At 45.5% G+C, this 23,249-nt stretch carries 24 protein-coding genes; 14 read left to right on the top strand and 10 right to left on the bottom strand.

Features of this window, described 5'->3' with window-relative positions; genetic code table 11:
• The first annotated feature begins 75 nt into the window (after window positions 1-75).
• From glnA to EFE42_RS01325, 3 genes are all read left to right on the top strand, one after another.
• A complete protein-coding gene (glnA, locus tag EFE42_RS01315; protein WP_123135534.1) occupies window positions 76-1,404 on the top strand; it encodes a type I glutamate--ammonia ligase in 1,329 nt (442 codons plus the stop codon).
• 44 nt (window positions 1,405-1,448) lie between these two features.
• Window positions 1,449-2,720, top strand: a complete 1,272-nt coding sequence (locus EFE42_RS01320; protein ID WP_123135535.1) for a PKD domain-containing protein — start codon at window positions 1,449-1,451, stop codon at window positions 2,718-2,720.
• A 78-nt stretch (window positions 2,721-2,798) separates the two neighbouring features.
• Window positions 2,799-3,362, top strand: a complete 564-nt coding sequence (locus EFE42_RS01325) for a hypothetical protein (protein ID WP_123135536.1) — start codon at window positions 2,799-2,801, stop codon at window positions 3,360-3,362.
• Here EFE42_RS01325 and EFE42_RS01330 read toward each other — a convergent pair whose 3' ends face one another.
• The 4 genes from EFE42_RS01330 to EFE42_RS01345 form a co-directional block, all read right to left on the bottom strand.
• Window positions 3,363-3,653 carry a DUF1894 domain-containing protein gene (locus EFE42_RS01330; protein ID WP_123135537.1) on the bottom strand — a complete coding sequence of 97 codons (291 nt, stop codon included), beginning with the start codon at window positions 3,651-3,653 and terminating at the stop codon, window positions 3,363-3,365.
• Window positions 3,650-4,648, bottom strand: coding sequence for a phosphoribosylformylglycinamidine cyclo-ligase (purM, locus tag EFE42_RS01335; RefSeq protein ID WP_123135538.1), 999 nt, complete (start codon window positions 4,646-4,648; stop codon window positions 3,650-3,652). Before purM ends, EFE42_RS01330 begins: the two co-directional genes overlap by 4 nt.
• A gap of 15 nt (window positions 4,649-4,663) precedes the next feature.
• A complete protein-coding gene (locus tag EFE42_RS01340; protein ID WP_123135539.1) occupies window positions 4,664-6,058 on the bottom strand; it encodes an aspartate kinase in 1,395 nt (464 codons plus the stop codon).
• A 69-nt stretch (window positions 6,059-6,127) separates the two neighbouring features.
• Window positions 6,128-7,300, bottom strand: coding sequence for an S-layer protein domain-containing protein (locus EFE42_RS01345; RefSeq protein ID WP_123135540.1), 1,173 nt, complete (start codon window positions 7,298-7,300; stop codon window positions 6,128-6,130).
• Between the two features lie 85 nt (window positions 7,301-7,385).
• Between EFE42_RS01345 and EFE42_RS01350 the strand changes: the two genes are divergently transcribed.
• The 3 genes from EFE42_RS01350 (at window position 7,386) to EFE42_RS01360 (ending at window position 10,059) form a co-directional block, all read left to right on the top strand.
• On the top strand, window positions 7,386-8,570 hold the full coding sequence (locus EFE42_RS01350; RefSeq protein WP_123135541.1) for a cofactor-independent phosphoglycerate mutase: 1,185 nt from the start codon (window positions 7,386-7,388) through the stop codon (window positions 8,568-8,570).
• 80 nt (window positions 8,571-8,650) lie between these two features.
• Window positions 8,651-9,115 (top strand): Hsp20/alpha crystallin family protein, encoded by a 465-nt coding sequence (locus EFE42_RS01355; RefSeq protein WP_123135542.1) that lies wholly within the window; start codon window positions 8,651-8,653, stop codon window positions 9,113-9,115.
• A gap of 182 nt (window positions 9,116-9,297) precedes the next feature.
• The gene (locus EFE42_RS01360) at window positions 9,298-10,059 is read left to right on the top strand and encodes a coenzyme F420-0:L-glutamate ligase (protein WP_199724064.1); all 762 of its coding nucleotides are present in this window, start codon (window positions 9,298-9,300) and stop codon (window positions 10,057-10,059) included.
• Here the strand turns inward: EFE42_RS01360 and EFE42_RS01365 are convergent.
• The gene (locus EFE42_RS01365; RefSeq protein WP_123135544.1) at window positions 10,036-10,506 is read right to left on the bottom strand and encodes a cytidine/deoxycytidylate deaminase family protein; all 471 of its coding nucleotides are present in this window, start codon (window positions 10,504-10,506) and stop codon (window positions 10,036-10,038) included. The two genes, EFE42_RS01360 and EFE42_RS01365, sit on opposite strands and share 24 nt — an antisense overlap.
• Before the next feature lie 175 nt (window positions 10,507-10,681).
• Between EFE42_RS01365 and EFE42_RS01370 the strand changes: the two genes are divergently transcribed.
• The 6 genes from EFE42_RS01370 to EFE42_RS01395 all read left to right on the top strand — a co-directional run bounded on the left by EFE42_RS01370 (window position 10,682) and on the right by EFE42_RS01395 (window position 17,295).
• Complete coding sequence (locus EFE42_RS01370; protein WP_123135545.1) at window positions 10,682-11,578, top strand: protein translocase subunit SecF; 897 nt, start codon at window positions 10,682-10,684, stop codon at window positions 11,576-11,578.
• Window positions 11,575-13,266, top strand: a complete 1,692-nt coding sequence (locus tag EFE42_RS01375) for a preprotein translocase subunit SecD (protein WP_123135546.1) — start codon at window positions 11,575-11,577, stop codon at window positions 13,264-13,266. The genes EFE42_RS01370 and EFE42_RS01375 overlap by 4 nt, the downstream gene beginning before the upstream one ends.
• Window positions 13,263-14,294, top strand: coding sequence for an AAA family ATPase (locus EFE42_RS01380; protein WP_123135547.1), 1,032 nt, complete (start codon window positions 13,263-13,265; stop codon window positions 14,292-14,294). Before EFE42_RS01375 ends, EFE42_RS01380 begins: the two co-directional genes overlap by 4 nt.
• Window positions 14,287-15,918 carry a tRNA uridine(34) 5-carboxymethylaminomethyl modification radical SAM/GNAT enzyme Elp3 gene (locus tag EFE42_RS01385; protein ID WP_123135548.1) on the top strand — a complete coding sequence of 544 codons (1,632 nt, stop codon included), beginning with the start codon at window positions 14,287-14,289 and terminating at the stop codon, window positions 15,916-15,918. Before EFE42_RS01380 ends, EFE42_RS01385 begins: the two co-directional genes overlap by 8 nt.
• A gap of 85 nt (window positions 15,919-16,003) precedes the next feature.
• Window positions 16,004-16,345 carry a transcriptional regulator gene (locus tag EFE42_RS01390; RefSeq protein ID WP_123135549.1) on the top strand — a complete coding sequence of 114 codons (342 nt, stop codon included), beginning with the start codon at window positions 16,004-16,006 and terminating at the stop codon, window positions 16,343-16,345.
• 206 nt (window positions 16,346-16,551) lie between these two features.
• The gene (locus EFE42_RS01395) at window positions 16,552-17,295 is read left to right on the top strand and encodes a ParA family protein (RefSeq protein ID WP_123135550.1); all 744 of its coding nucleotides are present in this window, start codon (window positions 16,552-16,554) and stop codon (window positions 17,293-17,295) included.
• A gap of 1 nt (window position 17,296) precedes the next feature.
• Here the strand turns inward: EFE42_RS01395 and EFE42_RS01400 are convergent, their stop codons facing one another.
• Entirely contained in the window at window positions 17,297-18,103 is an 807-nt protein-coding gene (locus EFE42_RS01400; RefSeq protein WP_148039238.1) for a hypothetical protein, read from the bottom strand.
• A gap of 107 nt (window positions 18,104-18,210) precedes the next feature.
• Here EFE42_RS01400 and EFE42_RS01405 point away from each other — a divergent pair, with 107 nt between their 5' ends.
• Both EFE42_RS01405 and tpiA read left to right on the top strand, forming a co-directional pair.
• Window positions 18,211-19,389 (top strand): bifunctional 5,6,7,8-tetrahydromethanopterin hydro-lyase/3-hexulose-6-phosphate synthase, encoded by a 1,179-nt coding sequence (locus tag EFE42_RS01405; RefSeq protein WP_123135552.1) that lies wholly within the window; start codon window positions 18,211-18,213, stop codon window positions 19,387-19,389.
• A gap of 10 nt (window positions 19,390-19,399) precedes the next feature.
• Window positions 19,400-20,068, top strand: coding sequence for a triose-phosphate isomerase (gene tpiA, locus EFE42_RS01410; protein WP_123135553.1), 669 nt, complete (start codon window positions 19,400-19,402; stop codon window positions 20,066-20,068).
• On the opposite strand, the gene EFE42_RS01415 is transcribed toward tpiA, so the two are convergent.
• From EFE42_RS01415 to aroD, 4 genes are read right to left on the bottom strand one after another with little or no spacing between them, the layout of a single operon-like run.
• A complete protein-coding gene (locus EFE42_RS01415; RefSeq protein WP_123135554.1) occupies window positions 20,065-20,388 on the bottom strand; it encodes a hypothetical protein in 324 nt (107 codons plus the stop codon). The genes tpiA and EFE42_RS01415 overlap by 4 nt on opposite strands.
• A 57-nt stretch (window positions 20,389-20,445) precedes the next feature.
• On the bottom strand, window positions 20,446-21,753 hold the full coding sequence (locus EFE42_RS01420) for a prephenate dehydrogenase (protein ID WP_199724065.1): 1,308 nt from the start codon (window positions 21,751-21,753) through the stop codon (window positions 20,446-20,448).
• Window positions 21,750-22,556 (bottom strand): shikimate dehydrogenase, encoded by an 807-nt coding sequence (locus EFE42_RS01425; RefSeq protein WP_123135556.1) that lies wholly within the window; start codon window positions 22,554-22,556, stop codon window positions 21,750-21,752. Before EFE42_RS01425 ends, EFE42_RS01420 begins: the two co-directional genes overlap by 4 nt.
• The gene (gene aroD / locus EFE42_RS01430) at window positions 22,553-23,248 is read right to left on the bottom strand and encodes a type I 3-dehydroquinate dehydratase (protein WP_158599164.1); all 696 of its coding nucleotides are present in this window, start codon (window positions 23,246-23,248) and stop codon (window positions 22,553-22,555) included. The genes EFE42_RS01425 and aroD overlap by 4 nt, the downstream gene beginning before the upstream one ends.
• Window position 23,249: the final 1 nt, after the last annotated feature.

Below are 23,249 nucleotides of genomic sequence, written 5' to 3' on the forward strand. Positions count from 1 at the left end.
CCAAAAACATGATATATAATACAATTCCTAAAACCCACATTCATATAGTTCGTACAAAGCTATTAAGGCGATTTAATGAACATTAAGAGCAAGGAAGACGTATACAACGCGATAGAGAACAATAATGTCAAATTCATCAGACTACAGTTCACCGATATCCAGGGAGTAGTCAAAGATGTGGAAATCCCTGTGACCCAGGCGAAAAAAGCCCTGACAACAGGTATTTCTTTTGATGGCTCCTCAATCGAGGGATTTGTAAGAATTGACGAATCCGATATGGTCCTCAAACCCGATGTAAGATCTTTTGCCCTGCTACCCTGGGACCAGGGGAAGGGAGTGGTGGCCCGTATGGTTTGTGATATCTGCAAACCGGATGGTTCTTCTTTTGAAGGAGATCCCAGGTATGTCCTGCGCAGGGTCCTGAAGGAGGCCCATGAAATGGGATTTTCTTTCAATGTGGGTCCTGAACTGGAATTTTTCCTTTTCGAGATTGAAAATGGCAAGGCAACCACCAAGCCTCATGATTTCGGACGCTATTTTGAATTTGCACCTGCAGATCTTGCAGAGGATATACGCAGGGAGATTGTTCTCGGTTTGATCGATCTGGGCTTCAATATCGAGGCCGCCCATCACGAAGTCGCTTACGGCCAGCATGAGATCGATTTCAAGTATGACGATGCTCTCTCGACTGCTGACAATGTGGTAACCTTCAGGTATGTAACCCGTACGATTGCCAAACTCAACGGCCTGCATGCCACTTTCATGCCCAAACCCCTTACTTCGGAAAACGGCTCTGGAATGCATGTTAACCTTTCCCTTTCCAAGGATGGCAAGAATGCTTTCTATGATCCGCAGGATGAGGAAGAAGTGGACAAAATCGCCTATCATTTTATTGGCGGGGTCCTGGAACACATCAAAGGTATCACTGCAATTTCCAATCCATTGATCAATTCATATAAACGTCTGGTGCCGGGTTATGAAGCACCGGTGTATATCACCTGGTCCGGCCCGAACCGCAGTTCCCTTGTCAGGATTCCTGCTGCCCGGGGTCAGAGTACCCGTGTGGAACTGAGGAGTCCCGATCCGTCCTGTAATCCCTATCTGACTTTTGCGGCAATCCTGGCTGCAGGTTTGAAAGGTATCAAAGAGGAGATCGATCCCGGTGAAGGCACCGATGTGAATATTTATGATCTCACTCCCAAAGGCCTTGCTGAGAGGAACATTGAAACCCTGCCTCCAACCCTCCTGGATGCGGCCAAACATCTGGAAAAGGATGATTTTCTCAGGGATGCATTGGGAGAACATGTGCATGAGAACCTGCTGCGGATTGCCTATGCCGAGTGGGACGCCTACAAATTACAGGTGCATGACTGGGAAACCAAACGGTATCTCAATGCAGTATAATATATAAGATAAATTAATATATTCATGATATCATAAAGCATATCATGATCAAAAGGCTGCAGGATTTTGCCCGAAAAGATGATGCGGTCATAGAGGTATTCAGTGAAATACTGCTGATTGGCATCATTGTAATTGCAATCGCTGCAGCCGCTGCTTTTGTTTTATCTTCTCTTGACGAGCCCGATAATGTCAGGGTGGACATCGACCACTGGGTCGATAATGAAACCGACACTCTCTACTTCCGCCACAGCGGAGGGGAAACTGTTGATGTGGAAGACCTTGAACTTTTGGTCTATGTCAATGGCTCCTATGAAACCCTGAACTCTTCGCAGTTCAATTACGATTCGGATGAATGGGCTCTGGGGGATGTAATAGAGATTAATACTTCTTCACAGTTTAATTACGATATCGACGACGATAATGTGCCTTCCAAACTTGTACACACCGCTTCCAGTCTGGTAATCTATGATGCATATGGTTCAATGGGGGATAGTGGGACTGGTGGTAATGGCGGAAGTGGAGATGATCCAAGTGCCGATTTTGCCTATTCTCCTCCAAATCCTACTACATATGAAACAGTTGATTTTACCAATCAATCTTCCGATACTGACGGAAACATTGTTGGATGGTCATGGGATTTTGGTGACGGGAATACTTCAACTGATCAAAATCCTTCCCATCAGTACTCTTCTGAAGGAACTTATACAGCGACTCTTACGGTTACTGATAACGATGGTAATACAGGTAGTACTTCCAGCGTGGTAACTGTTACGGAATCACTATTTGGTCAAGACCTCTTTTTCCAAAAACAAAATTATGGAGGATATATTCCGGAAGGAAACTACCTTGAATTAGTAGTAACTTCCGGGGCGAATCAAAACGATTTGCAAATAAATGGACAACCCTATACAATAAACAAAAACAACATCATAAAATTTGTTATGAATGGTAACCAAGCATCAGGTGAAGCCGATATTGGGATACAAGGAAATGATAGACAAATTACAATGTATGATTTCAATGTTGAATTTTATCGTAATGGTAATTTAATTGATACAGGACAAATTGATAATATAAATATACACAAAGCTGATATCATAGAATCTACATTATCATATTATTCCCCGCCAAATCTATCAGAGACACAGTTTGGGTCCGATGGAACTAATAATAATATTATTTCAGCTTGGCCCCACAACGATTCAGAAATTGTATTTTATAACATAACTCCTAATCAAGGTGAAATATTTAGATTTGAGTTTAACCCGACATATACTTTCATTAATGGATTTGATGCATATTATACTATGTTTTAATATATTTTTAGATGTGGATTCAAACGATTTTCTCCATCACCCGTCACAATTATAATACCTGATTAAGAATCCCCAATCATGACCGACATAATGCTGCTCTGGGACACTCCCATCCTTTTTGAAAAGCTGTTCAAGGAACACGGCTACGAATGCTTGCGGGTGGACGGCAACTCACTGGGCACTCCCTTTTTGCCGTCATCAAAGTGCCTGATGGTGCCCACCGGTTTTGCCAATCCGGCCTACACGAAGGTGGCGAAAGGTATTGAGAATAAGGGACGCAAGATAGCCGATTTTGTGAAAAAAGGCGGTGTACTTGTGGTATTCGGGGCCTGTATGCCGGAATATGAATATGATTGGCTGCCTTTTGAACTGTCTTATGTGGAAGAGCACATGCAATCCCCGCTGGAGGTTGTGGATGATTCTATGCCCTGTATTATTGGAGAGTCGCAGGAGCCGGTGGAATGCGATGGTTACTTTTCACGGGCCGATGGGGAAGTGATTTTAAAAGATGAGCAAGGCCGGGCTGTGATGGTTAAGAAAGAGTTTGGTGAGGGGTTGATCATTGCCACGACTGTCCATGAATTCCCGTCTGCGGATTTCCTGGGATGTGCGGTGGATCAGGGTAAGAATACCAGATTGTAATTACTGGTAGTTTCCCTGCCTCAATTTCTCAATTTCTTCCTGTGCATCCTCCAGTTTGAGGACGAACAATCCCTTGCAGGGTTTGACGTACTGGAAATAAATGGAATTGCCTTTGACGCCTATGGGTATGGTCTTGCCCCCTTTGAGCATCACTCCTGCCAGGCTGTAGCCACCCGGGACGTGGTAGACCTCTTCACAGTTTTCGCGAATAAATTCCTCACTTTTCTTGACGGATGCGCCCTTTAGCAGGATCTCATAGGGAAGGTCACTGATACATGCCATGCTGATCATTCAATAATCAGGTCTTTTACACGGATATTTTTTTCCGTAATCCTGCCCACAATTTTCCCGTCGACTATTTCTGCAACTTTTGTAGCCTCATGCGGTGGGACAATAAGCAGAAAGCCCATTCCCATATTGAAGGTGCGATACATCTCCAGTTCCTCTACATTGCCTTGTTTCTGGAGGAAACGGAATATCTCGGGCGGCTCGATGGGGTCTGTGAAATCAAATCCCAGTTCGCTGACCCTGCGCAACTTCAGCAGTCCGCTGCCGGTAATGTGGGCCAGGCCATGTACCTCGCACTCACGGATTGCATCGAGCACTTCCATGTAAATCCGTGTGGGGGTCAGCAGTTCCTCGCCGATGGTGCGGGAGCTGTCATAGGGCAGAGGGTCATGATAGGAATATTCAGAATTCTCGATAATTTTTCTCACAAGGGTATATCCATTGCTGTGAACTCCGCTGCTGGGTACTCCCACAAGCACGTCGCCTTCTGCGACCTTCTCTCCCGTAATAATTGCATCCTTGTCCACTTTTCCCAGGCATGTGCCTGCAAGATCGAACCCTTTTACGATTTCGGGAAGGGTTGCGGTCTCTCCGCCCAAAATGGACATCCGGGAGATCTCGGCTCCCTTTGCAAGCCCCTGGCCGATCTGGCGTGCGAATTCATCAGAGTGTTTTTCAATTGCCAGGTAATCCACAAAACTGACAGGTTCGGCACCAATGGCAATCAGGTCATTGACATTCATGGCAATACAGTCAATTCCCATGGTGTCCCATTTTTTCATCTCATTTGCAATCAGCACCTTGGAGCCCACGCCATCGGTGGCCATTGCCAGGGCAAAATCGCCAAAATCCATCAGGCCGGCGTAATGCCCGATGCGTGTCATAGGAGCTCCCAATCCTTCCCTGCTGTAGGTCATGCCTCCTGTGAGATTGCCTATGGTGGATTCTTCCTGATGAATGTCAACTCCGGAATCGGCGTAGGTAAGTTTTTTGTCCAATTTTATCCCTCTGTTTTAATTTCCAAGTTCAAACTCATGGTTTAACAGGCGTACTGCCTCTTCGGCTTCATCGGAGCTGACAACGAATGAAATGTTGTGCTGGGAAGATCCCTGGCTGATCATGATAACATTTATTTTTTCCCTGCCCAGTGAGCTGAAGACCCTGCCTGCCACACCGGGTATACCATCCATGCCGGCACCTACAACCGCTACCACGCAGATATCCCGATCGCAGGCCACTTCTCCTATTACATCCCGGTTCATCTCGGATTTCAGGGCAGCTACAGCATCTTCCAGATGAGCTTCATCCACAACGAATGACATGTTTGCTTCGGAGGAACTCTGGCTTATCATTATAATGTTCACTCCAGCATTGGCGAGTGTGGAAAATACCCTGGCGGCTGTACCGATTGCACCCACCATTCCGGCGCCGGAGATGTTTATTGCGGCTACCGATCGTATCAGGGTCACAGCTTTTACCACATCCTTGCGCAGTCGCTGGTCTGAAACAATCAATGTTCCTTCAAATTCGGGATCAAATGTATTTTTCACCCGCACGGGTATTCCATGCTTGATCGCAGGTTCAATTGTACGTGGATGGAGTACCTTTGCGCCGAAATAGGACAGTTCCATTGCTTCAATATAGGATATCTGGGGTATCGGACGTGCATCGGGGACAATTCGGGGGTCACTGGTCATTATGCCGTGAACTTCTTTCCATAACCAGATCTCATCAGCCTCTATAGCAGCCCCTATAATCGAAGCAGTGAAATCTGAGCCACTGCGTCCCAGCGTCGTAATGATTCCTTCTTCATTCTCTGCGATAAAACCGGTAACTATAGGAACATGTGTTGCAACGACCCTTTTTAGGATGTTGCCAACATTTTCATAGGTTTTCTCGAAAGGTCTGGCACAACCATATTCACTGTTGGTTACAATGCCTGCCTCTCCACCGGTAAATGAACAGGAATTAATTCCCTTACTTTGCACAGCTCCGCTAACAACAGGAACTGCAAGTCTTTCCCCATAGGAAGATATGTAATCGATGGAACGCGGGGAGAGTTCCCCCAGATAGCATATACCGATGAGTGCTTTTTCGAGTTCATCGATAAGAGCATCGATAGTGCGGATTGTTTCATCGGCAATCCTAGCATCATCGATGGCAATCTCGATTGCATCATAGTGTTTTTTTGCAAGGTCTGCCATAAATTCCTTTACCCGGGAAACCTTGCCTTTATGGGACGCATCAATACCTATCTCCATCAGCCCATCGGTGACTCCACCAAGGGCCGAGGTCACTGCCACTATTTCGTGGCCCTGTTCCCTGTAGTCTTTCAGTAATTCTGCGACATAGCGAATCTTTTCCCCGTTCTCAATGGATGTCCCGCCGAATTTCATTACATATCTCATATTAGGATCACGTTATTGGATGATTTGTGAATTCTGGCTGTTATAGGGAAGAGGCGCATATAAATATTGTCACCTCTTCCTGCACCACATCCATGCTCCCAGAAGTATGAATATAGCAAAAAATGCGCCCGTTGCGGGAACTTTTTCCAGCGCAGTGGCAGTTTCGTTAATCTTATCGGCAGCATTTTCAGCAGCAGAGGTTACATTTTGTGCCTTTTCAATAATATCTTGTCCCTGCTCTCCATCCTCACTTTCTCCCGCCGTTTCCCCCACTTTTAATATGGCAGATTCAGTGACTATTGCCCCGTCGGAAGTAACTGCTTTTACTTCTATGTTGTATTCACCGGTGGATGATTCTCCGATGACTGCAGGATAGGTACCTTCACCCAGGTTCTGTCTTGTGTCAATAAGGTCTTCTTCCAGATACACTTCCACAGTGTCTGCATCGCCATTTAGCGTGTAGTGTATGATTATTTGTTCATTCTCTGGATTCTCTGCTGGAACATCGATCTCGATTTGTATTCCTTCCCCTATGTCTGCATCGGTCCTCTGAGCCACGTTTTCCAGAAATACAACATCACGATCCTCACCTTCAAATATGCTTCCGACTTTTCCCATAAAAATTGTCATTATCCGGTCGCCATTTGTACGGGTATAAGCAAAAACATCTCCCTCCTCCATAGTTTCCTCTTCTTCTACGATATTCCCGTTTTTCCTGAGTGTAATAGTAACGGTATTATCGTCAAGGTCGGAGGCTTCAATGGTGTAATCTTCTTTGAGATCCATCTCCGACCCGATATCCATGGAGACGGTTTTGTCCAACATCAAATATTGATCCAGATCAATCTCCGGGTCACGATATTGTTTAATCAGGATTTCAGATGATGTTACCCCATCTTCTTCTTTGGTACCCTGCAGGCTGAAATTGAATATCAGGTAGTCAGTTTCTTCATCGTCTTCTTCCTCTATTGTCCTCACGTACCTGAACGGATTATTCTTTTTGACAAAACCCTCCTCCACCTTTTCCCCATCCAGGTAGAGCTTGAGCCAGAGTTCCCCATTGTCACTGTTCACATCGACAATGTCCGCTGTGTATCCCTGTTCCAATTCTATCTCATCTCCGATTGAAACTGTGATTTCAGCATGCTGGATTTGTTCCTCCATTTCTTCTGCAGCACTGGCAAAACCACAGAAGAATGCGAATACACAAATGACGGCAATTGCAAAACGTATATATTTCATTAGTCCTCACCCTCGTATGCTTATATTTTTAATTGGCTTATGGATAATTGGCAGTTTTGTATTTAAAAAGATGGCAGGTGTTTGTATGAAACATATTGTATTAATCGGTGACGGAATGGCAGATTATCCTATTAAGGAACTTGGAGACAAAACTGTATTAGAAGCTGCGGATACTCCTCACATGGACCGTATGGCACTGGGGGGAATAAATGGGCTGGCTACCAATGTTCCGGATGGGATGCCCGCAGGCAGTGATGTGGCTAATATGTCCATTCTGGGTTATGACCCTGCCAGGCATTATTCGGGACGTGCTCCCCTGGAAGCGGCAAGTATGGGAATTGAACTGGATAAAAACGATGTGGCTTTTCGTTGCAACCTGATAACAATTGAAAATGGCAATATACTGGATCACAGTGGCGGTCATATTTCCACCGAAGAAGCAAGTCAACTCATGCAGGCAATTGAGGATGAACTGGGTGGCGACATCCATTTTTATCCGGGAATCAGCTATCGCCACCTTATGGTTGCCCAATTTGGTGCGGATGCTGTCTGTACTCCTCCTCATGATGTGGTTGAGAAACCAGCTTCAGACTATATGCCCAGGGGCGATTCAGCAGAAAAACTGGAAGAATTGATAAGAGCATCCTGGAAAATTCTTTCCGAGCATCCTGTGAATAAAAAACGCATTGAAGAAGGAAAGAGACCTGCCAATTCCATATGGTTCTGGGGGCAGGGCTATGCTCCTTCGATGCCTTCTTTTGAAGAAATGTACGGGTTAAAAGCAGCTGTAATATCTGCAGTGGACCTTATCAAGGGCCTGGGTATCTGTGAAGGAATGGATGTAATTGAAGTTCCCGGAGCTACAGGATATCTTGATACAAATTATGTGGGTAAGGCAGAATATGCTCTTGAATCCCTGAAGGATCATGACATTGTTTTTGTCCATGTGGAAGCTCCGGATGAAGCAGGACATATGGGTAGTCTGGAAACCAAAATACAGGCAGTCGAGGATTTTGATTCTAAAGTTGTGGGGGCCATCCTTGAAGGAATAGATAAAATGTCTGAAGAGTGCAATGTGCTTGTCCTTCCCGACCATCCCACACCAATTGCAGTAAGAACCCATACGCCCGATCCGGTACCCTTTGTGATCTATCCGTCCTTCAATCAGGATGCCGATATTGTTAAAAATTACTCAGAAGATGCAGCTACAGATGGTATTCTTTCAACTGTCAGGGGTTGTGATCTGATACATACCCTGCTTTCCCTTTGAATAACCACAATTTTTTTATAGACGTACTAACACATAGTATGTCTGTTATTTCAAAACAGAAATAACAGGAGTGGTATAAAATGAAAAGAGGATTAATACGCAGGGGAAATTCACCTTCAGTAAGCAGATGGGATCCTTTCGATGAGATAAAACAGACACAGGATTACCTAAACGACCTTTTCAGGGAATTCTTACCCTCGGTACAGTGGAAGGGTGGTGAAACTCTGGCTCCTCTTGTGGATGTTCAGGAGAAGGATGATTCAGTAGTTGTTACCACGGATCTTCCTGGAGTCGATAAGAAGGATGTGGATATCCGTGTATCCGAGGGCATGATTGAGATCAGTGCAGCATGCAAAAAGGAAGAAGAGAAAGAGGAAGAAGGTTACTTCCAGAGAGAGCGCAGGTATTCAAGTTTCTCCAGGGCAGTCTCTTTGCCGGCTTCTGTGACAGAGGAAGGTGCCACGGCCAAACTTGAGGAAGGGGTGCTGACGGTCACATTACCAAAAACCCAAGAAGCTAAAAAACCCAAGATCCCAATCGAATAAATTAGTTAAATGTGATATTACCTCTCTGCAGGTTGCAGGGAGGTTTCATTTTTTTGCGGCATCAGTTATGTTTTGTCCTCATACTTTGCTCGGTGGGGGTAACTTTCATCATTGCCGCAGGTCAATATATAGGGCTAGTATTATTTATGAGCTGCTGTATTTTCCTGTGGAGTTGAAAAAAGGTGAGAATGGAAGCCTTTACTATTGATGATATGCCCCTGGTAAAACCCGGTGACGACATTGCGGCTATGATATGTGAGCGTGCCGGGCTGGAAGCTGGCGATGTGCTGGTTATTGCTTCTACAATCATTGCAAAAGCCGAAAATGAACTGTTTTCTCTTGAAGATATTACGCCCTCTGCCCGGGCAATCGGGATTGGCAAAAGGGATGATAAAGACCCACGGCTTGTACAGGCGGTACTGGATAGGTGCAGTGAGTGTTTTGTCGAATCACCTGTAATGCTTGTGCAATCCGACAGGGCACATGTATGTATCAATGCGGGAGTGGATGATTCCAATGTCGAGAACGATTTACTTGCCGATCTCCCTCAGGATGCGGATGCCAGTGCCAGAAGTATAGGTCAGAGAGTTGAAGAGATTACAGGTTGCAGGGTTGCTGTTGTGGTAACCGATACCAATGGCAGGCCTTTCAGACTGGGTCAGACAGGGGTTGCAATAGGGTTGTACCATGCTACACCCATTTATTACTGGAGAGGTACAAAGGATCTTTTCGGCTATGAAATGCAGATCAGTGAGGAAGCGGTTGCCGATGAAGTGGCAGCTGCTGCAAATCTACTGATGGGTGAAGGGAGTGGAGGTAATCCGGTAGTTGTTGTACGGGGTACATCCCTGTTCACCGGGAAAGAAACATCTGCCCGCCAGCTGTACCGGCCGGACAATATGGATATTATTAAGAAGGCCTTACGCATTTTCAAGAAGTCTTGATACTGGCAGGTTTATTATCTCCACTCCTGCATCATTAAAGAAATCCAGAGCATCAGTATCCGGGTATGATGTCAGGTAAACCACCCGGTTAATCCGGGAATTGATTATCATTTTGGTACACAGGATACAGGGTTGGTGCGTGCAGTAAAGGGTTGCCCCTTCGATTCCAGCTCCGTGCAGGGCTGCCTGGATTATGGCATTCTGTTCGGCATGCACTGCCCGGCATTTTTCATGACGTGTTCCTGACTCGATATTGTTCTTTTGCCGGATACATCCTATATCCAGGCAGTGTTCCATATTACTCGGGGCACCGTTGTAACCGGTGGAAAGGATCTGCTTATCCCGCACGATAACCGCTCCTACCCGGTTGCGAAGGCATGTGGATCTTTTGGCTATTACGGTAGCTATTTCAAGAAAATATTCGTCAACAGATGGTCTATATGGCATGCCTGTAAAATGGGTTATCGGCAGTATATATTAGTTATGTATAGCCCTTTTCCAAAAATCTGGCTTTGAGAAAATTCACCAAAAAGCAATAACACAAGAAAATAGTATATATTACCTCATAGTATGGAAAAGTGTAATTTGACTTTTGAGTCTATGTTATCGGAGCATACAATTTATGGCGCTGTTTATTGATAAACTTGAAAATTTCATCAAAAGCCATAATGATAGGCAACTTGTAACTATACCGCTTGCGGTGTTCGCAATAGCCTTACTGATTATGGTATTTGTGTATTCCACATCCGGGTCCCCTGTGAACCTGGGTATGGAATTTAAGGGCGGAACAATGATTTCCTTCCAGACAGACGACCCTATAGAAAAACTGGAGGCTGATTATTCAGAATATTCTCTGGCCGATGTACGTAAAACCGGGCAAAGAGCAGTCCTCCAGTTTGGGCCTATGGACAATGACGAACAGCTGGAACTTGAAAAGAAAATAACGTCTGCATATTCATCCGTAGAGATCCGGCAGGTAGGGGCTGTCTATGGCAAAGATTTGCAGGTACAGGCCCTCCAGGCTGTAGTTCTGTCCTTTATAGGCATGGCGATAGTAGTTTTCCTTATCTTCCGCAGCACCATACCCTCCGTAGCAGTGGTCCTTTCTGCACTTTCCGATATCGGCATAGCCGCTGCATTCATGAATATTACAGGAATTGAACTGTCCCTTGGTACAGTTGCAGCTTTATTGATGCTTATTGGTTACTCTGTTGACAGTGATATCTTACTCACAACCCGTGTACTCAAACGGCGCGGGTCTGCAAATGAAAAAATATCCCTTGCAATGCATACAGGTATTACGATGACCACCACTACCCTTGCGGCGCTGGTGGTAATGTATATTGTTTCCACATATTCCTATGTCCTGACCTCAACTATCTCACAGATAAACCTCTTATCTGACATTTCCATTGTGTTAATATTCGGTCTCCTTGCTGACCTGATGAACACCTGGTTGTTGAATACGGGTATCCTCAGGTGGTATGTCAAGAAGAATCCCAAGGGGGTGAAGACATGAGCGAAGAAAAACCAAAGAGTCTGTTGAGTGACTGGCGTGTACGTATATTCATAATAGCCATTCTCCTTTCTCTAGTTGCAATCCAGCCCTGGTATTCTGCAGATGAAGGTTTTGATACTAACCTTGATTATGGACTTGATCTTGAAGGCGGTTCCTGGTTACAGGTGAGCCTGCAGGGGGCTGTAATACAGGCCAATGTTGACTCTGGAATGGCTGCAAGTGCTCTTGTCGAAAATATTGTTGACTCTCCGGTTGAAGTCGTGAACGTGATACAACCTGCAGAAGGCCAATCCACAACGACCATCTCCCTTAGAACACAGGCTTCAGTGACCCAATCCCGGCTCAATCAACTGGGTCTGAGTGATTCTTCGGTAAGCCGAGAAGGGAATCTCTCAGAAATTACTCTTTACACAACAGAACAACAACTGATAGCTACATATCTCTCCGAGGAATTCAATGCCGAGGTAATTCCCTATGCAGTTCCCGGCGGTGTGGAATATGAAATCAGGACCACAGCAGGACAGGAAACTGTTGAAAAAATATTGGCTGATGTTGGCGGTTCCCTGCTGACCGATGAAAACGGTGACAAACTCTATCGTAAGGGTGTGCGCACAGAGACAAGGGACCTTACCAAGGAGATTCTCAGTGAGAAACTCAATGCCCTTGGTCTGAAGGATATACCGGTACGTACGGTGGGCGATGAATACATACTGATGGACTTTGCAGGCATCGACCTTACAGCTGCCAAGGAGATTGCCCTAACACCCGGTAAATTTGAAATACGGATGCAAACCGAAGGCAATAATACCAAACGTGTGCTCTATGGTGACGATATTTCAAGTGTTGGTGTCCCCTCCCGTCATGATGGACAGTGGTACACTCCATTTAAGCTGACCCTTGACGGTGCAAACGCTCTCCAAAAAGCTGCAATAGAGACCGGTGCGGTAAACGACCCCAACTCTCACTGGCTTTACATGTATCTTGATGATGAGGAAGTATACGGTGCTCCGCTGAGCCCTTCAGCTGCATCCCGTATAAGGACGAACCCAATTTATTCCTGGGAAGCTTCCACAGGTGCGGATAATGAAAGTAAGGCACAGGCCGAACAGCTCCAGATACACCTGCGTGCAGGAGCCCTGCCGGTCAATGTGGAACTCATGGGTTCCGGGCAGGTGGATGCTTCGCTGGGTGAACAGTTCAAGATGCAAGCGATTATTGCAGGATTGCTTTCAATGCTTGCAGTTGCCGGTGTGGTCTACAGGCGTTATGGTAAAAAACAGATTCTTGTGCCGATGGTGGCCACTTCCGTTAGTGAAGTTCTCATGATCCTTGGGTTTGCTGCAGCTGTAGGGTGGCAACTCGACCTTCCAAGTATTGCCGGTATAATAGCAGTGATAGGTACGGGTATCGATCACCTTGTGATAATTACCGACGAGGTGCTCTATGAGGGTAAATTACCCCCGACAAAGGTTTACCTTTCCAGGATTACCCGGGCTTTCAGCATAATCTTTGCAGCAGCTGCAACCACGATTATTGCAATGTCGCCTCTGGTTGTCATGGGCTTTGGAGCCCTGAAAGGTTTCGCCATAACTACCATTGTAGGTGTATTGATCGGTGTACTTATTGCCCGTCCGGTATACGGTAAGGTGATAAAGGAAGTACTTCAGGAAAACGGAGATGAGCAATGAAAGATCTCTGGACATTGAAATACAGGCCACAGGATTTGGATGACTTTGTAGGCAATGAAAAGGCAATATCGGTAATGCAACACCTGGCATCTTCCGGGAAATTGCCTCATCTTGTAGTCCACGGGCCTGCGGGAAGTGGAAAGTCCTCTGCTGTATTTGCCCTTGCAAGAGGCATCTATGGTGATAATTTTGAGAACAACTTCACCTATTTCAATGCCTCAGATTTTTTCGATCAGGGAAAACGTTATCTTGTTAGGGACAAGCGATTTGTGCGTTTTCTGGGAACAGATGATCCCAAAAAGATCAGGTCAAGTGTAATTTCGATATTTAAAGGCCTGGTAAATGAATATGCCAGTATGGGTTCAATTGATGCGGATTATAAAATTATCTTTGTCGATAGTGCGGAATCCCTCAATGAAAGCGCCCAGCATGCCCTGCGCCGGATCATGGAACGCTACAGTCGCACCTGCAGGTTCATCTTTTCCACAACCCAGCCCTCAAGACTTATCTCCCCTCTGCGCTCCCGTGGTTTGGAATTATTTTTTACCTACGTGTCAGATGATGAACTCGTAGGTTTCCTCGGTGATGTTGCTGATAGTGAGGGTCTTGCTTGTGGCCCGGAGGCTCTTGGAGGTCTTGCGCGTCATTGTAAGGGCAATGTGGACTGTGCGCTGCGGCTTCTCCAGTCTGCGGCTCTCCAGTACCCCGGTGAAAAACTATCTGCAGACATAATTTTTGAAGTAGTAATGGAAGATGTACCCGCCGGTATTTCTTCCCTTCAGGAAGCCATCTCAGCTGCGGATTTTCCCCAGGCACGTAAGGCGATTGATAAAATGCTTATTGAAGACGGGATGTCCGGAGTGGAAATTGTCAGGCATTTGTATCGGGTTGTGAGTGATGCCGGTGAGTCTCCTGCAATCCTGGCCCAGATCCTGTTGAAGCTTGCAGATGCGGACCTGGATGTCAGGAGTGCCGCTAACGACAGGATACATCTTGAACGCCTGGTCACGGAGATGGCCAATGTCTGATGAGAGTGATTTTGCTAAAGCCTGCAGGAAACTTGTTGAGCTGGTTCTTGAAGATTTAACCTTGGATAAGGTGCAGTTCAACAGGGAAAAGTTGAACATCAGCAGGCAATATGGCCTGTCAACCCTGCCTCGTAATTCCGATGTGATAGCCGCTGCTTCTGATGATGAAAAGGAGTTTGTGCGCAGCCGGCTGCGGCGTAAACCTGTAAGAACGATATCCGGCGTGGCGGTTATAGCGGTTATGACATCTCCCGCTCCCTGTCCTCACGGTGTCTGTGTGCCCTGCCCCGGAGGACCTGCATCTGCTTTTGAGTCTCCCCAGAGTTATATGGGAAGGGAGCCTGCCGCCATGCGGGGCATACAGTATGAGTATGACCCCTACAGGATAGTGCACGCACGCCTGAAACAGTTGCAGGATATCGGGCACGAAGTCGATAAGGCAGAACTTATAGTCATGGGAGGCACGTTTACATCCCGTAATCTGGATTACCAGGAATGGTTCACCAAACGTTGTCTTGAGGCGATGAATGATTTTAAAGGACAACAATGGCGGGATGGCGTCCACAATGTTTATGGTTATATTCCTATTGAAGATGTACAGGAGGCCAATGAAAGTTCTGCGGTTCGCAACATAGGTATAACATATGAGACACGCCCGGACTGGACATCTCCTGTGGAGGTAGACCGGCTTCTGGATTTTGGTGCCACAAAAGTGGAAATCGGAGTGCAAAGTGTATATGATTTTGTACTTTCAAGGATGCGTCGGGGACATACAGTTGCCGACACCGCTGAGGCTAATCGAGTATTACGCGATAGTGGCCTGAAAGTTGGATTCCATATGATGCCCCGGTTGCCGGGTTCGGATAATGAGCGGGACCTGCGGGGATTCAAAAAACTGTTCAATGATTCGCGCTTCATGCCGGATTTCCTGAAGATCTATCCCACTCTTGTGACTGAAGGTACAGAGCTTGAAAAAATGTGGAGGGCAGGAAAGTACGCTCCCCTCTGTGATGATGAGGCGGTGGAATTGCTTGCCGATATAAAAGCCATCCTGCCCAAGTGGGTGCGGCTGCAACGTATCCAGCGGGATATACCTGCACAGCAGATATTGGCCGGTGTGAAAAAGAGTAATATTCGCCAGCTTGCAGGCCAGAAACTTATGCAAAAAGGTGGTAAATGCAGGTGCATACGTTGCAGGGAAGTTGGCCATAATATCCTGAAAGAAAGGCCACCTTCCGTAGAAGATATTGAATTTATGGTGCAATCCTATTCTTCCTGTGGTGGACAGGAACATTTCCTCTCGTTTGAGGATGTAAGTCAGGACATCCTGATTGGATTTTTGAGGTTGAGATTTCCGAACAAACCACATCGACCTGAACTTGACAATTCTGCTCTTGTACGGGAGTTACACGTTTATGGTTCAATGGTTGTCTTGGGTGGGTCTGCAAAGGATCACGACTGGCAGCACAGAGGTTACGGCCTCAGGTTGATTTCAGAGGCTGAGAAAATGGCAAAAGATTCCGGTTTTGAAAAACTCAGTATTATCAGCGGTATTGGGGTTCGGGAATATTATCGGAAACTGGGTTATGTTCTGGAAGGCCCATATATGGTAAAATATCTTTAACTCCTTCCATGAATACTGTACTTTTTTATAGTTCTACGGGAATACAGTATTACTGTAATACCAGAATACAATTTATGGTGGCCATATGGTTTCAGAAGTTGAAATGAACAATATTCTTGTAGCTTTGAATGAAATCAACGATAAGCTCGACAGGCTGTTATTCCAGCAGGATTCTTCTGCTCATGTTTCGCAGGAAGATGATTTAAATGAGCTCGATGTAATGACTCTTCTTTCCCTGCCGGATCATTTGCGCACTACAGCTACCGTTTTATTTGAAATGGGAACCGCAACTGCTGCACAGATTTCGGAAAAAACAGCTAAGGAAAGAGCAGTTGAAAGCAATTATCTCAATCAGCTTGTACGTATGGGTCATGTACATAAGCACAGAAATGGCAGGAAAGTCTTTTTTACAGTTCAATTTGGGTAATCCATCTCTGAGTGAAGAAAAATTCATATTAATCACTATGGTTAATATTCAGCAGAACAATTAATGTATAATACGTCTTCATTTTGAAGGATAGGTCTCTATACTTAAAAACAAAAAATATTTCCATCAATAATTGGTGGAATTATTACAAATTTATTATTAATGGTGATATATTTAATTAAGCAATTAATCTGTGGGCAAATCAAATGAAAGATACGTTTACAATTGCAGTCCACTCTCCACGTGGGGGGACGGGAAAAACAAGTGTTGCCATTAATCTTGCGTGTGCTTATGCAAAAGAAGGTAGGGATGTATGCTTGCTTGATATGGACCTGAAATCTCCCAGCACATTCAATGGTATGTTCCCCTACTCGGATAAGTGGGTAAATGATATCCTTGATCATAAAAAAAACATACAGGAAGTTATAGTAGACGGTTCAAAAAGTATTGGTTCAGAGGGTAGTTTCTATGTAGGTTATTCAAATCCTGACATTTCTGCTATCAGGGAATTTTCTTCAAAGGACCGGAAATGGCAATCAGATGCACTCAAAGAATTGATTCGCTCCAAAAAAAATCTTCAAAAGGAAGGTTTTGACATTGTAATCATGGATACAAGTCCCGGTGTGGATTTCACATCAGCCAATGTGGTGGCAGCAAGTGATTACGTCCTAATGGTAGTAAAGCCCAATGAGTACTGTCTCAAAAACATAAAACAGGCAATTGATGGAATATATACTCCCCTGGGCAAAAAATGTGGGATTGTGGAAAACATGTGTCTTAATGGGCAATCATTGCAAATGGGCGAAAAATATGGAGTGCCTGTGCTTTCTACTATTCCGTGCATGTGTGAAGTATCCATGCAGGGCCTATCCAAAATATTTACTGTTGAAGAACCTTCTCATCCTTTCTCCAGTGCCATTGATAGATTGAAGGGCAGTATCAATTATTAATTCATTTTTCTTTTTCAATTATGTCTTTTACTTCACTACTGATATAATCCATTACATCTTTGACATTGTGTTCTTCTTTTTTGTCCAGCATACTGGCATTTGCTTTCAGCAGGTTGATCCACACAATGAAAGCGTAGAATATAAGTGCTGATATAGTCGCAATTAATATCCTTTCAAGCGGGTAAATAAATATTACCTCTTTATACATACTGCTTCCAAGGTCGAAAATAAAGAGTGCTGACAGGCTTCCTGCAAGATGGTCAGTGGAGACCGCAAGCAGTGAACATGCAAAAAGGTACAGATATCCTTTGTTTTTGGAAAAAAAGGAAATTTTGCTTTCGATTCTGGTAAAAATAAGGAAAAATGCAATGGATAATACGTGTAACCAGGGATAATAAAAAACCTCTCTGCCTACACCTGTTGTGAACCAGGCTGCTATTAACAGGGACGGGAGAATTATTGCTTTCTTTTTTTCCCCCGTTATTGCCAGTCCCGCTACAAGGGAGGCACTTGCAAGGAATAGCGGGCTTATGAGATAGAATGGGTTATTGAGCAACATATCAACATGTGCTATACGGTGGACTGAAATAGCTGCTAGGGATACAATGACCCCATATATCGGGCCAAGAAGCAGTCCGTTCAGTGTGCCGAAAATCAGTGTGGAACTAATTTTCACATTCTCCATTCCTAAAACTCCCTGTATGTCAGGAAGCCAGATGGCAAAATATGTTACAACAAAAGCGAGCAACAGATGTAATTTCTGTATTTTTTTGTCGCCCGATATCATGGAATACGTTTTCCGCAGCACATATCACTATCAGTTACCTAAAAAATAAATAATTATGTATATACGGTTTGAGTTCTTTTCATCAGAAATCATATATATGTTCATTCCAATCTAACAGCTGATCGAGCATGATGTTAATTGGAGAAGCACTTATTGGCGAGGAACCCGAACTCGCACATATTGATCTTATGATCGGTGACAAGGAAGGACCTGTTGGGCAGGCCTTTGCTACCGGTATGACTCAGTTATCCGCAGGACATACTCCCCTGCTTTCTGTGATCAGGCCGAACCTACCCACAAAACCTTCCACACTCATCGTTCCCAAGGTAACGGTAAAGAATATGGACCAGGCATCCCAGATATTTGGTCCTGCACAGGCAGCGGTTTCAAAAGCGGTCGCAGATGCCGTGGAAGAAGGAATTGTACCCAAAGAAGAAGCAGACGATCTTGTGATTGTGGCCAGCGTATTCATACACCCTCAGGCTTTGGATTACAACCGCATCTACAGGTATAATTACGGTGCGACCAAACTTGCACTGAAAAGGGCAATGGAGAATTTCCCTGCCGTAGACACTGTACTGGATGAAAAGGACAAAGGTTCCCATGCAGTTATGGGATTCAAGGTTTCCAGACTATGGGACCCTCCTTATCTGCAAGTGGCACTGGATAATCCGAATATTGAAGCAGTGCTCAATGTTGTAAGACAGCTGCCCAAGAGTGACCATCTCATCCTTGAAGCAGGCACTCCTCTGATCAAACGTTATGGTGTGGATGTAATCACCAAATTGCGTGAAGTCAAACCTGATGCTTTCATCGTGGCTGATCTGAAGACACTGGACACAGGTAACCTTGAGGCACGTATGGTGGCAGATGCCACAGCTGATGCAATTGTGGTTTCCGCCCTTGCACCGGTGCCAACCCTTGAAAAGGCAATCGCAGAGGCCCACAAGACAGGAATCTATGCGGTAATGGACACACTCAACCATCCAGATCCAATGGCTGTGCTCAAGGAACTCAATGAGCTTCCTGATGTTGTGGAACTTCACCGTGCCATAGATGTAGAGGATACCGCTTACGCCTGGGGTAGTATTGAGGCTATCAAGGAACTGTCCCCGAAGATTCTCGTGGCAGTTGCCGGAGGTGTGCGTGTACACACAATCCCTGATGCTCTCAAGGCAGGTGCGGATGTCCTTGTTGTAGGACGTGCAATTACCAATTCCAAGGATATACGCCAGTCTGCAGAACAGTTTGTCGAAGGCTTGAACAAGCCCGAGATAGACCAGTTCAGGGTAATGACTGATTTCTGAGGAGATTCCCATGGACTCGCCCCTGATAGTTGTGAACTTCAAGACCTATTCACAGGGCACAGGTGATGCAGCAGTAAAAATTGCCGCTGCCTGCAGGGATGTAGCCGCAGAAGCGGGAGTGACCATTGGTGTCGCTCCCCAACTTTGTGATATCTACAGGGTGTCTTCTCAGGTGGATGTGCCTGTCTATGCCCAGCATGTGGATGGTGTTTCACCAGGTAGCAATACCGGCCATGTAATGGCTTCCTGTGTAAAACAGGCAGGGGCTGTGGGTTGTCTAATCAATCATTCCGAACGCAGGCTCAACCTGGCGGATATTGAAGCATCGGTGCGTGCAGCCCGGGCTGAAGGCCTGACCACTATTGTGTGCACCAATAATATTCCCACAACAGCAGCAGCTGCAGCCCTGGCTCCGGAATATGTTGCGGTGGAGCCTCCCGAACTCATTGGTACGGGTGTTCCGGTTTCCCAGGCTGATCCGGATGTCGTGAGGGGCTCGGTTGAGGCTGTAAAAAGAATAAATCCTGATGTTCAGGTTTTGTGTGGGGCGGGTATTTCCCGGGGAGAAGACCTCACCGCCGCAATGGATCTTGGTTCTGTAGGCGTTTTGCTTGCATCAGGTATAGTAAAGGCAGAAGATCCCAGGTCAGCCCTGGAAGATCTTGTCAGCCAGCTTTAAAAACCCAGTTGCCACCATGCAATAAACATAAGCAAGGTGGCTATTCCTAATTTTAATCCCATTGAAAGTTCTATGTTGAAATGCCTGATAATCATATTTGATATCCCGATGGGCGGCGGGGATATGAGAAGGGCGGCAATAAAAAGGGCAAAGCCTGGGATATAGTTATTATCAACAATGATCAGGTATAATCCCAGGAGTCCCAGATATATGCCAAGTCCTGATATCAGGATCAGTCCCATTTTGTAAAACCTGAGATATTCGGTAATATCTTTGCCGAAAGCAGCTTTCACTCCACTTTTTTGTGTTTGTTTTTTCAACCTATCACCCTGCGCTATCTTCGGTTGGCTATGTGGCTGCTGGCATAAATAATTGCTTTACTTGCGCAGGCTACATCCCATGCCTTCTAATAAATCTTCCATTTCCCTGTGTATTTCGCAGGCATCCAGATCGCCGCGTATGTTCAAACGGAAAGTTGCGCTTGGGCCCCTTTTATGCAGATATGTATCGATCGTTTCGACCTTCACTCCATCTATGCGACAATCCAGGATTTGTTGTATTGTAAATGGCCTGGCTGAATGAGGAATGAAAACAGAGATGTCGCGCAGGGTTGGTTTGAGTTTATTTTCTTTCCAGCGATTCAGTTCATCTGCAGACAGGATTCTTATGTTACCTATTTTTAGCTGCAGTTCTTTTTTTCCCTCTTCAAGGGTTACACTATTTGAAGTAACTTTTTTAACAATTCCAACATGTATCTTTCTGGAATATATGTGCAAAAGTCCCTTTTCATGACCTGTGGAGTGTACAAGTTCCTCGAATTCGGCTACCTTGCTGTTTATGAGTTTGTCCGATCTACGTAAGGCAGAGGGCGTGTCGCCAAAATGGAGGGCTGCTGCTTTCATTTCTTCACAGAATTGCCCTGTATCATGGGAGCGTACCATTGAGGAAAAATGTTTGCATTGCTCTATAAATATGTCATGTACGGGGATAACTTCAGGATTTTCCATCTGGATGAGGGCATAAAGTTCGGGGTTTTGCCCCAGGATACGTCCCACAAAGTCCAGCATTATATCATATACAGGACTCATAAAACGCCGGGAGCCTTTCACATCAAAATCCAGCTTTTGCATGGTTGCGCCAATGGTAATGTAGGCAAAATGGGTAAGTCCCTGGACAATGGATACAAAGTGATCATGTTCATCGGGAGTTATGACTTCTATACTCGCCTCTTCTTCACTTAATAGGTTGAATATATGGTCAAACCACTGCTCACACCTGTCCTCTACGGGAGTGAGGATAAAGGTCTGGCCCTGCAGGGAGGGAATAGAAGGCCCAAACATTGGATGGGTTCCCAGAAATTCTACATTTTCAGGAACATATTTTTTCATGGCCTCAACAGGTTTTTTCTTCAATGATGTCAGGTCCATGAGCAAACTTCCCTTTTTCATTTTAGGGGCAGTCTGTGCTATGATGGTAGGTGTTATGTTGATTGGTACTGAAATTATCACAATGTCACATGTAGGAATAACAGTGTCAGGATCGGCTGTAAAATGCACACCCAGCCTTTCGGCAACTTCCATTTTTCCGCTGCGGCCACTGAGCCATACTTCATAACCACGTTTTTTGAAAAAGGTTGCAAACCACTGGCCCATTTCCCCGGTACCACCGATGATGAGTATTTTCAATCCAGCCCCTCCAGTACTGCCTTGCGCATGACTTCCACCGGTGGCTCTTGACCGGTCCATATCCTAAAAGCCTCAGCACCCTGATGGACAAGCATTGCAACCCCGCCGATCGGTTTGGCACCCGCAAGCTCTGCTTGATGCAGCAGTTTTGTCTGCAGAGGATTGTAAACTATGTCAAAAACAGCCAAATCCGGATGCATGATGTCCCGACTGGCAATGGTTGCATCAATATGAGGATGCATTCCCATGGACGTGGCATTGATCAGTATGTCACTGTCCTGCAGCAGTCCTTTTAAATTCTCCAGACCTGCATGGCGGCAACCGACATCCTCTGCAAGAGCTTCTGCCTTTTCAGGAGTGCGGTTTGTGATTGTCACACAAGCTCCTTTTTCTGCAAAATGAAAGGCAATTGCACGGGCAGCACCCCCTGCACCGATAAGAAGTACGTTAGATGACTTAATTCCCACTCCTGCTTCCCACAGAGCCATTTCAGCCCCCAGCCCATCTGTGTTGTGGCCCCGTATCCCCTCATTGAAGGATATGGTGTTGACAGCCCCTATCCTGCGTGCCAGTGTATCAGGGTTTGTAAATTCTAATGCTTTTTTTTTATGGGGCACAGTGATATTAAGGCCGCCAAAACCCATTGCTTGCGCTCCCAGGATAGCTTCTCTAAGGTTTTTTTGCCTTACCCTGAATGCATGGTATTCACAATCCATTCCCAGTTCCCTGAACGCTGCATTGTGCATTGCCGGGGAAAGGGAATGTTCGATTGGGTCTCCCATTACACCAAATACTTGTTTCATACGATATTCTCCAGAGCCATTTTAAGCTGGTCTATTCTGATCTGTCCCGGAGCGACCGGTTTTTCAATGCAACCGTAGGTCAGTAATGAACCGTATCTGCAGGCAACAACCCGGCTGTGACGTCCCAGCTCCCCCATAGCAATTACACAAACATTTCCCTTTGCCTGCAATGCAGCATGGAAAAGCTCCAGTATATCTTCGGGTTTTTTGGGCATGACTGCGAGTTTGGCTATGTCGGCTCCCTTATCCGTGCATTCGTTGAGAATAGCAACCATCTCTTTTTCAGGAGGGGTACTCTCAAAGAAATGGGAGGACATTATTACCTTTGTTCCCTGGGATTTTGCTTCCTCTACCAGCCTGTTTCGCAAGCAATCGGGACTTTTGCGTTCGATATCAATCATATCCGCATAAGGAATCAGGTCTTCCAGCAGGGTGATTCTTTGCTCCTCTGATCCCTGCCAGTTGCCGCCTTCTGCATGTACACGATTGGTTGCAATACGTGGTAATTCGTCCTGCTGATCCATCAAGTCGAACAATTTCTTTGCCTGCACAGCCTCTTCTATTTCAAGCAAATCCAGCCTGATCTCCAGAATATCCGCACCAAGCACGCTGGCGATGCGTGCCTGTAAAAGAGGGTCGCTGTCAATGGATGCGACAATTTTTACATCTTTTCCGGCGACAAAATCTGTCATA

The sequence above is a fragment of the Methanohalophilus sp. RSK genome, from assembly GCF_003722075.1.
Classification (GTDB): domain Archaea; phylum Halobacteriota; class Methanosarcinia; order Methanosarcinales; family Methanosarcinaceae; genus Methanohalophilus.